A 15,623-nucleotide genomic window follows, 5' to 3' on the forward strand; every position below is an offset into this window, starting at 1 on the left:
CAAGACCTCTCACTACAGAGAGATGGATACACAGAGAAAAGAGTAGAGTGGTTCGAGTAAGTGGTTAACTGAAATAGGGATTAAAGAGTGTTTAGAAGTTCTCTTTTCGATGTCTCTCAGAACCTGATAATCAGATATGTTGCGCTGTCTGTGATCTCGTTTTGAGACAAAACAGACACGAGCCATCATCCCGTTTATTCACGTCGGATATGTGACAGACGGTCAGTCATGACGTGCTCGCATAATTTAAACAGCACATAAAAAGCCATCGCTCCCAGCGCACTTCCGCATAACTCTAGGAACTGCTGCAACCCGCCATCCATCAGACCTGACCAGCCGTTACTGACGATATAGCTGGCATTCAGTGTCAGCACACGCACCAGATCCAGCGTCAATATGCCAAACAGTAAAAAACTGATGGTCATCAACATGAAGGTCAGCAAGATATGACGGTTTAAGCGGCGATACAGTTTGCTATGGGTGCTCATAGAAGTCTCCTGATGGGCTTAGATGTTGTTGTGTGGGTGCTGGAAGGATTGTGAATTGTAGCGCTTAGAATTGCCAGGGTTGGGGATAATGTTGCGGGAAGTTGCTTCCGTTCTGGTATGTGTAGTTTGCACTTCGTGCTGACAAGTCGGGAGTGGCCCGACAGACACTTACTTTTCTTTGCTTCGCCAAAGAAAGAGTAAGCAAAAGAAAGGCGACCGCAGACTTGCCCTTCGGGTGCTTACGCTACGCTTCAGCACAATTTGTGTGACGTAGAAAATGTGGAAGCTTCGAAACTGAGCTGAGGAGCATCTGCTTGTAAGCGGATGTCGTTACGCAGGCAAGATGCATGCATCTCGAAACCGCTGCTCTACCTCAGACAACGAAGCTTTCTTATCCATTTTTCGCCTCACATAAATTGCGTCGTCCCCAGCGGTTGAAAATCAACTACCACGTCAAAACCTAATAACTAATCTCGCAGTAGTCGTGCATTAATGAATCACATTTCCTCCTTATCCCCCTTACGGGAGAGGGACCGAGTGTGGCCGATGATCTGAAGCCTAAGGAATACAGTCAGAGCAGTGTTTGATTGCCTCCGCTCCTGCGCACCGTTTTGAGTAAAGGAAAATTGTGAGCTTATTGAGCGCCAGCAATCTGTGCGCATGGCGCACTATACAAAACCATAAATACGCACGCTACGCTTGATAACACACCCTAGAGGACTACGAATTTATCAGCAAAATCAAATCTTTTACGAACGATCCTACGGTAGAGATATTTCCTAGGATAGACAACGATTTACTGATTTTGGATTTGTCAAAATCTTTTGAATTCAGAATTCCTTTTAGATCACTTACCGCTAATGCGCCTTCCATTGCATCTTTCTTGCATATTGTGTCGTCTTCTTCGAGTTTTCTTTGAATTTCGTCTAATTTTTGTTTTATTTGAACTTTCCTAGTTTCATTTGAGCTGCTATTGATTTGAGTACCAATTACTAGATTTGTTATCTTCGAATTGAAATTATTGATAGTAGCCATATCTCTTTAGTCCTCTATTTTTTGGTTAATAATTTCAGAATCGAAGTTATTTATCGAATCACTTCCGCCGACATTTACAGTATCGATCATTACAAACGTTTCCCCAGAATCTTTGGCGTTCATTGACGTTTTTATGGCGGAATGCGCTTCGCTGATGCGAAGTTTGTCATATGAAAATATCGTCGATCGACTTGCCGCAGAGGTCTCAAGAACAAGACCATACAAGATTGGTGGGTTGTCTTTTTTATGCTTCCAAATTTCTGTCTCTTGAACGTATTTTTGTTGTTCAGCCACCCAGTCTTCGCGTGACCTTTGAACTTTTCTACGATAACTCTGCAAGTACAAACCGAAGCAGGCTACGCAAAGTAGCGTAAGCACTGTAAAAATTATTTTGTTGAACATGGACAGCGTTATTGTTGCAAATAACAGCACTATCAATGCCCAAAACGGAAACTTGAATTTTGGTTCTGAAATCTTGAAAGTTGGTGCAGTATCGTTAAAGTGAATGACTTTCTTGGTGATAGCAATGGCTACAAGGTTAGGTACAGACCAAACAACATCATTGAGTTCAATAATTTTGCCAGTAATCCGCAGCTTAGACTGCGCTCTTGAATCGAAATGTGCTCTGTCCATAGAAATGTCATTCGCTAAGTTAGAATTTGCAAATGATAATACTTAATAGTTTTATATTTGTCACCATCACAAATTCGGCGCCAACCAACGCTCAACTTCGTCCTTAGCCACCCCACGCCGTGTGGCCATATCCACCACCTGATCATCTGCAATTTTACCGACGCTGAAGTATTTCGATTCAGGATGTGCGAAGTAAAAGCCTGATACCGCGGCACCCGGAATCATTGCCCATGATTCCGTAATGTACATCTCAATCTCTTCACACTGCATCTGCTTAAACATCGCCGTCTTCACCGTATGTTCAGGGCAGGCCGGGTAGCCTGGTGCCGGGCGTATGCCTTTGTAGGATTCTTTGATCAGATCTTCGTTGCTGAGCGTTTCGTCCGCCGCATAGCCCCACAGATCTTTGCGGATGCGTTCGTGCAGGTATTCGGCGAAGGCTTCTGCCAACCGGTCGGCGAGGGATTTGAGCATGATGCTACTGTAGTCATCGTGCGCATCTTCGAAGCGTTTTTCGTGCTTCTCTATTCCCAGGCCTGCGGTGACGGCGAACATGCCGATGTAATCAGCGATGCCGCTGTCTTTCGGTGCGATGAAGTCGCTCAGGCACTGGTTCGGTCTTTGCACGCCGTCGATGACAGGTTTCTCGGTTTGCTGACGTGTGCCGTAGTAGGTGAGTGCGATTTCGCTGCGGGTATCGTCGGTGTAGATTTCGATGTCGTCATCGTTGACGGTATTCGCCGGTAACAGAGATACCACACCGTTCGCGGTCAGCCAGCGACCTTCGATGATTTTTTTCAGCATCGCCTGACCTTCTTCAAATACTTTGCTCGCTGCCTCGCCTACGACTTCATCAGTCAAAATTGCGGGGAATGGACCGGCCAGATCCCAGGTCTGGAAGAACGGGCCCCAGTCGATGTAGTGGGCGATGGTCGCCAGATCGACGTTTTTGAAGACGCGGCGGCCGATGAACTTGGGTTTGACCGGCGTATTTTTTCCGCTGAAATCGACGCGCATTTTGTTGGCGCGTGCTTGAGCCAGTGTGACCATAGGCACAGCTTTTTTATTGGCATGTTGGGTACGGATACGGTCATAGTCAGTCGCCAGTTCGTCGATGTATTGTTCGCGGCTTTCTGGTGTTAGCAGTGATTGTGCGACCGATACCGAGCGTGAAGCATCGGCCACATAGACGACGGGACCTTCGTAATTCGGTGCGATCTTGACGGCGGTATGTGCGCGGCTGGTGGTTGCGCCGCCGATCAGTAGCGGAATTTTTAGCATGCGGAAATGCGGATCACGCTGCATCTCTTTGGCAACATAGGCCATCTCTTCGAGCGACGGAGTGATCAGGCCAGACAGGCCGATGATGTCGGCATTCTCCGCTTTGGCTTTGGCCAAAATTTCGGAGCAGGGCACCATCACGCCCATATTGACGACTTCGAAATTATTACATTGCAAAACGACGGTGACGATGTTTTTACCAATGTCATGCACGTCGCCTTTGACGGTGGCGATAACGATTTTACCTTTGGGTTTATTGTCGCCGCTGAGACGTTTTTCTTCTTCGATATACGGCACCAGATGCGCAACGGCTTGCTTCATGACGCGGGCGGATTTGACGACCTGCGGCAAGAACATTTTGCCCTGGCCAAACAGGTCGCCGACGATATTCATGCCCGCCATCAGCGGACCTTCGATCACATGGATAGGGCGACCGCCGCTGTTCAACACATTCAGGCGTGCTTCTTCGGTATCTTCGACAATCCAGTTGGTGATGCCGTGCACCATCGCATGCGACAGGCGTTTTTCTACCGATTCATTACGCCATTCCAGCGTGGCTTCTTCGCGCTTGCCACCGGCTTTGAGTGTGGCTGCGAATTCGATCATGCGCTCGGTTGCGTCCTCTCGACGATTCAGAACAACGTCTTCCACACGTTCACGCAATTCAGCATCGAGTTCGCTGTACACGCCGACCATGCCGGCGTTGACGATACCCATGGTCATGCCAGCCTGAATCGCGTGGTAAAGAAATACCGTATGAATCGCTTCACGTGCGGGGTCGTTGCCGCGGAAGGAGAAACTGACATTCGATACGCCGCCGCTGATTTTTGCGCCGGGCAAGTTTTGATGAATCCAGCGTGTCGCTTCAATAAAGTCGACCGCGTAATTATTGTGTTCTTCGATACCAGTGGCGACCGCAAAAATATTCGGGTCGAAGATGATGTCATAAGGATCGAACGCGCATTCGTTTACCAGTAAATCATAGGCACGTTTGCAGATTTCGATTTTACGTTCGTAAGTATCAGCCTGACCTTTTTCATCGAAGGCCATGACGATCACGGCAGCACCATAACGTTTGCACAGTCTTGCATGATGCAGGAATTGTTCTTCGCCTTCCTTCATCGAAATCGAGTTGACGATGGCCTTGCCTTGCACGCATTTCAGGCCAGCTTCGATGACACTCCATTTGGAGGAGTCAATCATGATAGGTACACGGGCGATATCGGGTTCAGACGCGATCAGGTTAAGGAAGCGTGTCATTGCTGCCAGTGAATCCAGCATCGCTTCATCCATATTGATGTCGATGACCTGGGCACCGTTTTCTACTTGCTGACGCGCCACTGCTAGAGCTTCGTCGTATTGCTCATTCAGAATCAGACGGGCAAAGGCTTTGGAACCGGTGACATTGGTACGCTCGCCGACGTTCACAAATAGGGAGTCGTCGTCAATCGTAAAGGGTTCCAGGCCAGACAAGCGCATTGCCGGTGCGATCACCGGAATCGCTCGTGGTGTCTGGGTTTGCAGGATGTCTGCAATCGCCTTGATGTGCGGTGGCGTGGTGCCGCAACAGCCACCGGCAATATTGATAAACCCCGCTTCGGCAAATTCTTTGAGGAGTGCCGAAGTATCTGCCGGTAATTCATCAAAGCCGGTATCGCTCATCGGATTAGGCAAACCGGCATTCGGATAAATACAGACGAAAGTATCCGCAATCTTGGATAGTTCTTCCGCATACGGACGCATTAACGCGGCACCGAGAGCGCAGTTGAGGCCGATGGTCAGTGGCTTGGCATGACGAACGGAATTCCAGAAAGCCGGTACCGTCTGACCGGACAGGATACGTCCGGATGCGTCTGTCACCGTGCCGGAAATCATGATCGGTAAGCGGGTCTGGGTTTCTTCAAAATACTGATCAATCGCGAATAGCGCGGCTTTGCAATTAAGCGTATCAAAAATCGTTTCGACTAACAGGACGTCAGCGCCGCCCTCGACCAGACCGCGTACCTGCTCGTGATACGCGGCGACCAGCTGATCAAATGTCACGTTACGTGCAGCAGGGTCATTTACGTCGGGGGAAATCGATGCGGTCTTTGGTGTAGGACCAAGTGCACCTGCGACATAGCGCGGCTTATCAGCGCTTGAGTATTTATCACAAGCGGCACGGGCAATTCTGGCGGAGGCGACATTCATCTCATACGCCAGATGTGCCATGTGGTAATCATCCTGCGCAACGGTGGTTGCGCCGAAGGTATTTGTTTCGATCAGGTCAGCACCGGCGGCCAGATATTGCTCGTGGATTTCTTGAATCACATGCGGCTGCGTCAGGGACAGTAATTCGTTATTGCCTTTGACGAAAAGTTCACGCACACCCTCTGGACCAGTGAAGTCTTTGAAGCGTGCACCGCGATAATCTTCTTCAGTCAGCTTATAGCGCTGGATCATAGTGCCCATCGCGCCATCAAGGATCAGGATGCGTTGTTGTAACAGCTCGCGGAGACGGGTTTCGGTGGCGGAAACGGCAGGGGTCGTGGTCATGATGATTACTCGCAAAAACGAAAAACCCGATCGGCTCATGCATGCTGGCGGATCGGGCGACGTCCTTTTAGCAGCACTTATTACGCGCCCGCAATCTGAATCTCAAATCGGCGCTGTTGAGCGTGGATTATACCAGTTAGCCACCCGTTTCCGCCGCGCCGGGTAGCTGACGTCATCCGGTCTGAGGCGATGATCATGTCCGTCTGATAATTTTTGTGGAGATATTCACCGCTACCGCTCGGTTTCATCATATTAAATAAATATCGAAAAACCAATAAAAAAGGGCATGTCATCAACATCGATAACATGCCCAAAAGGGAACTGCCGGGTAAAACTTATTGTTTTTTACGTGTTGCAATCAGGCTGGCAACGATGGAGCTAATCAGAATGCTGGCAATGACGGTCAGTGAAATGGCGGTTGGTATATGCATCCATTTAACGATGAGCATCTTGACGCCGACGAACATCAGGACAAAGGCGAGGCCGAATTTGAGTAAATGAAACCGGTTTGCCATGTCAGCCAGCAGGAAATACAGCGCACGCAAGCCCATGATGGCAAAGATGTTGGAGGTAAACACTATAAACGGATCGGTTGTCACCGCAAAAATCGCTGGAATCGAATCCACTGCAAAGATGACGTCGGAAATTTCGATCAGGATTAACACCAATAGCAGAGGCGTGTAGATACGTTTACCTTGCTCAATAAAGCTAAATTTCTCACCGTGTAATTCGTTGCTGAAAGGTAGCCATTTTTTTGCAAAACGTAATATCGGATTCGCATCGAGATCGGGTTCCTTGTCGACAGCAACCAGCATACGAAAGCCAGTGATCAGCAGAAAAATTCCGAACAGGTATAAGACCCAGGCAAATTGGGTTACTACCCAGGTGCCAGCCAATATCATCGCAATACGCAAGATAATTGCGCCGAGCACGCCGTAGAGCAAGACTTTACGCTGGTACTGCAACGGTACCGAGAAGTGACCGAAGATCATTAAAAAGACGAATACATTGTCGACCGACAGCGATTTTTCGATCACATAGCCAGCCAGGAATTCCATCGCTTTGGCGTCGGCGATCGTGCGGCCTACGGTATCGCTCAGATACATCCACAGACCCAGGTCGAACAGTAAGGCCAGACTGACCCAGACTACTGACCAGATCGCGGCTTCTTTGATGCTGACTTTATGTGAGCGTGAACCGCCCAGGGCGAACACGTCGAGTGCAAGCATGCCGAGGACAAATGCAATGAATACGCCCCACATCCAGGGCTGGGCAACACTGTGTAACATAGTAAATCCTATTATTTTTATAAAAACCTGAGATCAAATTCGAAAGACCAATCTGCAATAAAGAGATTGCCGGATTGTTTTGACCATTCTTCTATCGACAAGAAAATTTGTGCGGCTGTGTCGCTTTGACTTGTACTGCCAATCTATGACAATTCCGCACCGGACGCTGCATTGATGCGGAATTGTGTGACTGATGAATCAGCTAGATTTATTCTTCATTGACGAAACCCAGTAATTGCAACAGGCTCATGAATAAGTTAAAGATCGTGATGTACAGACTCACCGTTGCCATGATGTAGTTGGTTTCCCCACCACGGATGATATTGCTGGTTTCAAACAAAATCATGCCGGACATCAGCAATACCATTACCGCTGAAATCGTCAGTGAGAGTGCCGGGATCTGGAAGAAAATCGCACCCAGACTGGCGACAAAAGCAACCAGCATACCGATCATCAGGAAGCCGCCCATGAAGCTGAAATCCCGTTTGCTGACCAAGACATATGCCGACAAGCTCAGGAAGATCAAACCAGTCAGGCCCATTGCGCCCATTACGATTGCACTACCGCCTGGCATGCCCAGATAACGGCTGATGACCGGTCCGATGGTCAGTCCCATGAAGCCAGTCAGGGCAAACACGAACAACAGGCCGAGACCGCTGTTGCGGAATTTTGTCGTCAGAAACAGCAAACCAAAATAGCCAACCAGAGTGATGATGATGCCGGGGCCGGGCAGCGCAAAGGCGACACTTGCCGCTGCGGTCAGAGCACTGAATAACAGTGTCATCGACAATAACATATAGGTATTGCGTAACACTTTATTGCCAGTACTGGCGCTGGAGTCGATGTAATCGACAGTCTGCGCATTGCGCAAGGCGGAACGATCTAGAATTTTCATACTTTTCTCCTGAAATGTTGATGATCTGAAAGAGAACGAGTCAGATCTTCACCTTCCCAACAGAAGGTAGCAACAGTGTAGTTCGCGTTAATCAACAATAAAAGTCGAATATAATTGATAAATTATTCGATTTATTCGATGTATTCTGCGTATTTGATCTATTTAATCTATTTGCCGTGTTGGTAAATTTTTACCCTAAATAGTTACTAGCCAGGGCCTTTCTGATGAGCAATCTTAATTACAAACATCTCCATTATTTCTGGACTGTCGCCAAAGCAGGCAGTATTGCGCGGGCCAGTGAGCAGTTGCATCTCACACCGCAAACAATCAGCGGCCAGATTAGTTTGTTTGAAGAAGTTCAGGGCGAACAGCTGTTTAAAAAACATGGCCGCAATCTGGAGTTGACCGAAGCCGGTCGCCTAGTTCTGGGTTATGCCGAAGAAATTTTTTCGCTGGGACAGGAGCTCGAAGAAGTTCTGCATCACCGGCCAACCGAGCGCACGGTGCAATTGCGGGTTGGCGTCTCAGATGCCTTACCAAAAGCGCTGGCTTATCGTCTGTTAGAACCGGCGCTGAAGCTGCCGCAAACCTTGCGCATCAATTGCCGCGAGGGAAAACTCGAATCTTTGCTTGCAGACCTGGCTATGCATAAGATCGACGTCGTCATGTCTGACAGTCCGATGCCGCCCACGGTGAACGTGCGCGGCTTCAATCATTTGCTCGGTCAGTGCGGTATCAGTTTTTTTGCCACGGCTGCTTTACGGCAGCAATATCCAGCCCCTTTTCCTGCTTGTCTGGAAGCGGCACCTCTGCTCTTACCTGGCGAGGACGCCGCCTTACGCTCTAAGCTCTTACATTGGCTGGACGCGCAGCAATTGCATCCACGCATTGCTGGGGAGTTTGACGATAGCGCCTTGATGAGTGCCTTTGGCCAGGCGGGGGCGGGATTTTTTGCTGCACCGTCAGCGATTGCCGATATGGTGATGCGCCAATATGACTTGATCCAAGTTGGACAGACGGATGAAATTGAAGAACAGTTTTATGCCATCTCGGTTCAGCGAAAACTAACGCATCCCGCTGTGCTGGCGATCAGCCGTGCTGCGCAACAAGATTTATTTGGTAGCGTGAGTAGCAACAGATCGCCGCACTTAAACCCAGAGAGATGAACGTTTTCTGATCCGCTTATTTCCTCTTATTTCAGGAAATTTCGGACAAGCTCGATTTGCTCAGGGACATTCAGTGCTGGTGCATGGCCGCAGCCTGCCACCGTAAATAAGTGTGCTTTAGGACCGCGCTCCGTCATGGCCTGTGCGACATCTTCCAGTAATAAATCAGAGTGCTCTCCGCGCAGTACCAGGGTTTTACAACTGAGGCTGTCGTATTCGTTCCAGCGCAGATAATCGTTATCGTGTTCAGTAAATTGCATGACCATTTGCGGATCGTAGTGCGGCGTAATCCGTCCGTCAGGTAAGCGGCGTACCGAGCTCTCCGCCATGCGTCGCCATTGCACATCGCTCAGCCAGCCATAGGGGGCGTAAATCTGGCGCAGATATTGTTCAAACTCAGTAACGTTTGAAAAGCTTGCAGGGGAGCCAGCATAGCTGCGGATACGCTGGATGGCTGCATCGGCCAGTTGCGGACCATTGTCATTCAATACCAGGTGAGTAATACGGTTTTTTAACACATTAGCCGCAGCGACTGTACCGATCGCTCCTCCCATCGAGGTACCGACCCAGCGCATGGTCGGGATATTGAGTTGATCTACTAAGTCGTTCGCCAGCCGCGCATAAAAATCGAGGCAATATTCCTGTGCTGGCAGAGGGCTCCATTGGGATAAGCCACGGCCGATCGTATCCGGAGCGATGACGTAATACTCTTCGGCGAGCACCATGGCCAGGTCATCAAAATCGCGGCTGGTTCTTGCCAGTCCGTGCCATAAGATCACCGCGGGTTTGTCTGCCGCACCCCATTCCATCATATGGAGTTCGCGGTCGCAACAACGGAGGTAGCGTGATATCGGTGTCATGAGATAGCTATCTAATAGGGGGTAACGCAAGTTGGCAAGTTGAATGGAAACGTAAATAGCGGTGAAAAAAATTCAGGATTTTCTGAGCTTGCCAACAATGCCCAGAGGCAGGTAATACACCGATAAGACAAACAAAACACCCAGCCACAATAACCAGCGATCAGGATGAAAAAAGTTCGCAACGAATGGCGCGCTTTCCAGACTCCCGTACAGGAGCTTCATGCCGTCTTGCAGATAATTTTGCGAGATGACTAAAATGGCGGCACCCAGTGCCGCGCCATACATCGATCCCATACCGCCGATGACGACCATCAGGAGAATGTCGATCATGATGTCAAAACTGAGCGCGGTATCCGGACCGGCATAACGTAACCAGATCGCATATAAAATACCCGCGCAGCAGGCCAGCAGCGCGGATAAGCAATTACCAACAGTACGATATTTCACCGGGTTAAATCCGATCGCAGCAACCCGGAAGTCGTTTTCACGTACCGCCTGTAAGACCCTGCCAAACGGAGAGTTCACGATGCGCAGGCAAAATAAAAACAGGAGCAACGCACAAAAATAGATCAGGTAATAGCTCAGTGTTTTACCCGTCCAATCAATACCGAACACCGGATTGTCGAGCAACTGAGTTGCCGGTGACAGCAGCTCGGGTAATTTAAAATTCAAGCCATCTTCGCCACCGGTAAAGTCCGAAAACTGCGAGGCCAGAATCGCAAAGAAATTTGCCAGTGCGAGTGACATCATGGCGAAAAAAATCGTTCGTACACGCAGTGATAACATACCTAGCATCAGTGCCAGTAGCAGCGTCAGCGTTAAGGCGCTGGCAGCTCCCCCAAATAGTACCAACCAGCTAACCTCGAAGCGGGACATGGCAATTCCGACTCCATACACACCGATACCAAAAAACATCGTATGCGCAAAAGAAACAATACCGGTATAGCCAAGCAAGAGGTCGTAGCTACTCGCCAGCACAATAAAGACACAAATTTTAGCCGCGACATTCAGTGCTCTGGTGCCCGGAAAGATCACCGGTGTCAGCAACAATCCGAATAATAACGCCAGCATCAGTATCGCTAGCACGCGGCTTCGCGGCGTATCGCCCGACAGAAGAGTTGAGGTAATCGATTTCATCGTGATGCCACCGGAAAAAGGCCTTGAGGGCGCCATAACAAGATCAAGACCATTAGCAAGATATTCGCACCCAAGGCCACTTTGGGTGCGAGGAAGCCGACATAGTTTGCCAGCAATCCAACCAGTAAGGCACCCGAAAAACAGCCACCAACCGAGCCTAGCCCACCAATAATAATTACAATGAAGATTAAAACCATGAGCTGCGCCCCCATCGTGGCGGTGACCGTTTCCTGATACAGGCCCCACAGTACGCCACCGACACCTGCCAGTGCTGAACCTGCGACAAATACACCGACAAACAGGCGACGTATTTTGTAGCCCAGCGTTTCGACCATCTCTGGATTCTCCACACCGGCGCGTACCAACAAACCCAGCTTGGTACGATTCAGTATCAGCCACATGGCAATAAAAATCAGCAGACCGAGTACGACAGCGATGACGCGAAATTTTTCAATCGCGACATCCCCAAAAATCCAGGAGCCACGTAAGCTCGCTGGACGTGTCAGCGGGATTTGCTCCGGCCCCCAGATCACATGAATCAATTGTTCTGCAATGATCAGGCCGCCGGTCGTGATCAGAATCTGTGTCAGATGCATGCCATACACAGGACGGATAATCACGCGCTCAAAACCCCAGCCGAGCAAGCCTGCAACGATTGCGGCAGCGGCCATTGCTATGCCAATTGCCAGCAAGTTGAGCGCTACATTATCGGCCTGTATCCAGCCCGCCAGCGGCAACATCACGCTGGTAGCAACGAAGGCGCCGATCGCGATAAATACGCCATGACCAAAGTTCATGACATCCATCAGACCAAATACCAGCGTCAAACCGCTTGCCATGATAAAAATCATCATGCCCATCGCCAGACCGGCGACCGTCAAGGTGATCCAGGTCGGCAGGCTGGGAAGTAAGACCAGCGAGCCTAGCATGACCGCGGGGATTAGTAATTTTGGCAAATTTTTCGTCATCAGGTTCATGCATGTGCTCCGGTTGCAGATCCTACGTTCAAACCCAGGTTCAAGTCCAGGTTCAAGCCCAGTAATTGCTGTTGCAGCTCCGGGTTATCGGTCAGCTCTTGCATGCTACCGTGATGCAGAATTTTGCCGGAATCCATGACCGCAACCTGATCGCCGAGGGCTTGTGCTACCGCGAGATTTTGTTCGACCAGTAAAATACTTGCGCCTTCTTTTTTGAGCTCACGCAAAGCGCTGATCATGCTGTTGACCATAACAGGTGCCAGCCCTTTTGATGGTTCGTCGAACATATAAAGGTGACGTTTTTCGATGATGGCGCGGCTGATGGCGACCATCTGCTTTTGGCCGCCCGAGAGCTTGCCTGCCGGTTTTTGCCAGAACTGCTGAAGTGCCGGGAACAATGAAAAAATCCAGTCCAGGCGCTGCTGGTCGATAGGCCCCGACCGTGCTGCCAGCAGCATGTTTTCCCGTACGCTGAGATCACTGAAAATACCCATGTTTTCCGGCACATAGGTGATGCCCTGTACCGCGATGTCGGCCGTGCTCATGTGTGTGATTGACGTCTGATCCAGCGTGATGCTGCCAGCGCTGGCGTGCCACAAGCCCATGATGGTGCGCAATGTGGTGCTCTTGCCTGCACCGTTGCGCCCCAAGAGCATCGTGAGCTGCCCACGTTGCACGGATAAGTCGACACCTTGCAGGATGTGATAAGGACCGATATGTGTGTGGACGCCGCTGAGTTGCAACAAGATATCGCTCATGCTGCGACCTCCCCAGATGCTGCGGCAACCCCGAGGTAGGCTTCTTGTACCACTGTCGATTGCATGACTTCGGCAGGTTTGCCATCAGCGACTAATTGTCCTTGGTTCAGGACGATGATGCGGTCTGCCAGCCGTTCTACTACATCCATTTTATGCTCTACTAAGAGGATGGTTTTATCCTGTTGCTGCTGTATGTCCGCGATTAAGTCGAGTATCACCGGGGCTTCGTCGTGGCTCATTCCTGCGGTTGGCTCATCGAACATAAATACGCTGGGTTGCATCGCGAGTAGCAAGCCGACTTCCAGCTTGCGCTGATCGCCATGCGGTAATTCGGCGGCACGCATATCGCGCCGCTTGATCAGCGCTATACGGGTCAAAATTTGGTCTGCTTCACTGATCCAGTCTGCATGAGAGAACCAGGTTGAGAGCAGTTGCAGGCCGCGCTTTTCCCGACTTTGCACGCGTGCCTGTATCGCCAGCCTCACGTTTTCCATGACTGTTAACCGGGGAAATAAATTCGTTAATTGAAAGGCGCGTCCCAAGCCATGTTGAGCGCGCGTAGCGGAATTGGCGTTACTGATGTCCTGACCGTGCAATAGTACCTGACCGCTGGTGACCGGTAGCTGACCTGAGATCAGATTGAAGTAGGTCGTTTTGCCTGCACCATTAGGGCCGACGATTGCGGTCAGTGTGCCCGGTGAAAACGCACAGGACACCCGATCAACCGCGATATGCCCGCCGAAATTGACTGTCAGCGCGCGGGTTTCTAGTGAAATGCTCATGGAGACCTTTGATGGGATACCGCAGCGTTCAGGCAGGTACGCAAGTCAGTCTTTGACTGGTACATATTGAGAACCTGCATCCGGTAAGAACAGACGTAGGTCGTATGCGCTGACTGCTGACATTGATTGCCATGTGTCAGCGCTGATACGATTACGCGGTTCGTTTTAGCGCTTGTTTTAGCGTTTGTTTTTTACCGGAACGGCCATCTCTTCGATCTTCAGCTCGCGTACCAGTTCCGGGACGCCCCAGGCAAATGCGGGATCGACTTTGATCTTGAAGTGATACATGGATTGCAGCGCCTGGTGATCTTCTTTACGGAATATCATTTTGCCTTTTGGCGTCTGAAATTCCATACCTTCCATCGTCTTGATCAGGTTTTCTGTGCCGGTATCTTTGCCTGCTCTGGTCAGCGCTTCTACTACGGCAATTCCTGCCGTCATACCGCCTGCGGTGAAAAAATCAGGTGGTGTTTTGTACTGCTTGTAGTGGTTAGCCACCAGCCACTCATTGACCGGATTTTTGGGAATGCCGAAGTAGTAATACGTCGCGCCTTCCATGCCGGGGAATTGTTTATAGGCTGTCATCGCTGGCAGGATATTGCCGCCAGTGGCGATCTCGATGCCGTAACGTTTCAGATCCAGATCGGCGATTTTGAATGGATTGCCTGCACCTGCCCACAGTACAAAAATGACTTTGCGACCTGGCTGATCTTTGAGTTTATCGATCAGGCGCTGCGCACCGGCGGTGAAATCGGTGGTGGATGTCGGCAGGTATTCTTCATGGATCAGTTTGGCGCCTTTGCCCGACAGCGATTGCTTAAATGCTTTGACGCCGTCGCGGCCGAATGCATAGTCTTGCGCCAGAGTGGCAATCACGACGCCCGGTTTGTCGAGCGCGACGGCGTTGGAAATCGCATCCTGGGATGAGTTGCGACCGGTGCGAAAGATATAGCGGTTCCATTTGTCACCGGTGATTGAGTCGGCAACAGCGGGTTCTACGATCAGCAGTTTTTTGTATTCCTCGGCAACGGGTAGCATCGCCAGTGCAACGCCTGATGAGGTGGGACCAATGGCCAGATCGACTTTGTCATCACCATAAGCCTGTGCGAGTAATGATTTGCCCATGTCGGGTTTGCCCTGGCTGTCTTTTTCAATCACCAGGATCTTGTTGCCATTGACCATCATGCTGCCTTTGGTGGCGTAATCCAGACCCATCATCAGACCGATCTGAGTTTGCTTGGCGTAAGCTTCAAGCGGTCCGGTTTTGTCGTAGACGTGGGCAATTTTGATGTCTTTGGCGCAGACATTGAGGCCGCAGGCGCTCAGGGTGAGCAAGGCAATCGTGCTGAGGGCAAAACGTTTCATGAAGTCTCCTGTCTTGATAGCAGTTGTAATGATTTTATTGTTTTGTATTGATCACTGTCGATGGCGACATGGGGACTCCGCGCTCATGCGTCGCAGAGGGACTCGGCAAGCAAATGGCTGCGCGTCTTTAGGGATGATGAGTGTCCCCGGTCTCCTGTTGCTCTTGTCTTTAAGATTATTCTGCTAACAAAAAAATATCAGGCGGTGCAGAATTTCCTTAGCTTGTTTTGTGCTTTTCGATACTATATTTGGCAACTGGCAAAGACAATACAGTAGAACTACTTGGTACGCGGGATTTGTTGCGCAGGAAGCGGGATGCTGGCTACAGCTATTGATAGTGAATTACTGTACCTTGACTACTTCACCCGCGGTGATCGCTAGTATTGAGAAGTAACAGAGGGAGTATGTGATAAAACATGCCT

General features: G+C 50.0%; 13 protein-coding genes. 1 reads left to right on the forward strand and 12 read right to left on the reverse strand.

Annotated features, from left to right (window positions below; all coding sequences use genetic code 11):
• Nucleotides 1-194 precede the first annotated feature (194 nt).
• From ACO0K4_RS04425 to ACO0K4_RS04450, 6 genes are all read right to left on the reverse strand, one after another.
• A complete protein-coding gene (locus ACO0K4_RS04425) occupies nucleotides 195-488 on the reverse strand; it encodes a hypothetical protein (RefSeq protein ID WP_422955380.1) in 294 nt (97 codons plus the stop codon).
• 720 nt (nucleotides 489-1,208) lie between these two features.
• Nucleotides 1,209-1,523, reverse strand: coding sequence for a hypothetical protein (locus tag ACO0K4_RS04430; RefSeq protein WP_422955381.1), 315 nt, complete (start codon nucleotides 1,521-1,523; stop codon nucleotides 1,209-1,211).
• Nucleotides 1,524-1,529: 6 nt separating this feature from the next.
• Entirely contained in the window at nucleotides 1,530-2,156 is a 627-nt protein-coding gene (locus ACO0K4_RS04435; RefSeq protein ID WP_422955382.1) for a hypothetical protein, read from the reverse strand.
• 66 nt (nucleotides 2,157-2,222) lie between these two features.
• Entirely contained in the window at nucleotides 2,223-5,972 is a 3,750-nt protein-coding gene (metH, locus tag ACO0K4_RS04440; protein ID WP_422955383.1) for a methionine synthase, read from the reverse strand.
• A 335-nt stretch (nucleotides 5,973-6,307) separates the two neighbouring features.
• Nucleotides 6,308-7,261, reverse strand: a complete 954-nt coding sequence (locus tag ACO0K4_RS04445; protein WP_422955384.1) for a TerC family protein — start codon at nucleotides 7,259-7,261, stop codon at nucleotides 6,308-6,310.
• Between the two features lie 208 nt (nucleotides 7,262-7,469).
• Entirely contained in the window at nucleotides 7,470-8,156 is a 687-nt protein-coding gene (locus ACO0K4_RS04450; protein ID WP_422955385.1) for a Bax inhibitor-1/YccA family protein, read from the reverse strand.
• A gap of 224 nt (nucleotides 8,157-8,380) precedes the next feature.
• Here ACO0K4_RS04450 and nhaR point away from each other — a divergent pair, with 224 nt between their 5' ends.
• A complete protein-coding gene (gene nhaR / locus ACO0K4_RS04455) occupies nucleotides 8,381-9,322 on the forward strand; it encodes a transcriptional activator NhaR (RefSeq protein WP_422955386.1) in 942 nt (313 codons plus the stop codon).
• A gap of 26 nt (nucleotides 9,323-9,348) precedes the next feature.
• On the opposite strand, the gene ACO0K4_RS04460 is transcribed toward nhaR, so the two are convergent.
• The 6 genes from ACO0K4_RS04460 to ACO0K4_RS04485 form a co-directional block, all read right to left on the reverse strand.
• Nucleotides 9,349-10,182, reverse strand: coding sequence for an alpha/beta fold hydrolase (locus tag ACO0K4_RS04460; RefSeq protein WP_422955387.1), 834 nt, complete (start codon nucleotides 10,180-10,182; stop codon nucleotides 9,349-9,351).
• A 72-nt stretch (nucleotides 10,183-10,254) separates the two neighbouring features.
• Nucleotides 10,255-11,319, reverse strand: a complete 1,065-nt coding sequence (locus ACO0K4_RS04465; protein WP_422955388.1) for a branched-chain amino acid ABC transporter permease — start codon at nucleotides 11,317-11,319, stop codon at nucleotides 10,255-10,257.
• Complete coding sequence (locus tag ACO0K4_RS04470; protein WP_422955389.1) at nucleotides 11,316-12,296, reverse strand: branched-chain amino acid ABC transporter permease; 981 nt, start codon at nucleotides 12,294-12,296, stop codon at nucleotides 11,316-11,318. The genes ACO0K4_RS04465 and ACO0K4_RS04470 overlap by 4 nt, the downstream gene beginning before the upstream one ends.
• The gene (locus tag ACO0K4_RS04475; protein ID WP_422955390.1) at nucleotides 12,293-13,054 is read right to left on the reverse strand and encodes an ABC transporter ATP-binding protein; all 762 of its coding nucleotides are present in this window, start codon (nucleotides 13,052-13,054) and stop codon (nucleotides 12,293-12,295) included. The genes ACO0K4_RS04470 and ACO0K4_RS04475 overlap by 4 nt, the downstream gene beginning before the upstream one ends.
• A complete protein-coding gene (locus ACO0K4_RS04480; RefSeq protein ID WP_422955391.1) occupies nucleotides 13,051-13,836 on the reverse strand; it encodes an ABC transporter ATP-binding protein in 786 nt (261 codons plus the stop codon). The genes ACO0K4_RS04475 and ACO0K4_RS04480 overlap by 4 nt, the downstream gene beginning before the upstream one ends.
• A gap of 177 nt (nucleotides 13,837-14,013) precedes the next feature.
• Entirely contained in the window at nucleotides 14,014-15,201 is a 1,188-nt protein-coding gene (locus ACO0K4_RS04485) for a substrate-binding domain-containing protein (RefSeq protein ID WP_422955392.1), read from the reverse strand.
• Nucleotides 15,202-15,623: the final 422 nt, after the last annotated feature.

Source organism: Undibacterium sp. RuTC16W, from assembly GCF_049339445.1.
GTDB lineage: Bacteria > Pseudomonadota > Gammaproteobacteria > Burkholderiales > Burkholderiaceae_D > Undibacterium.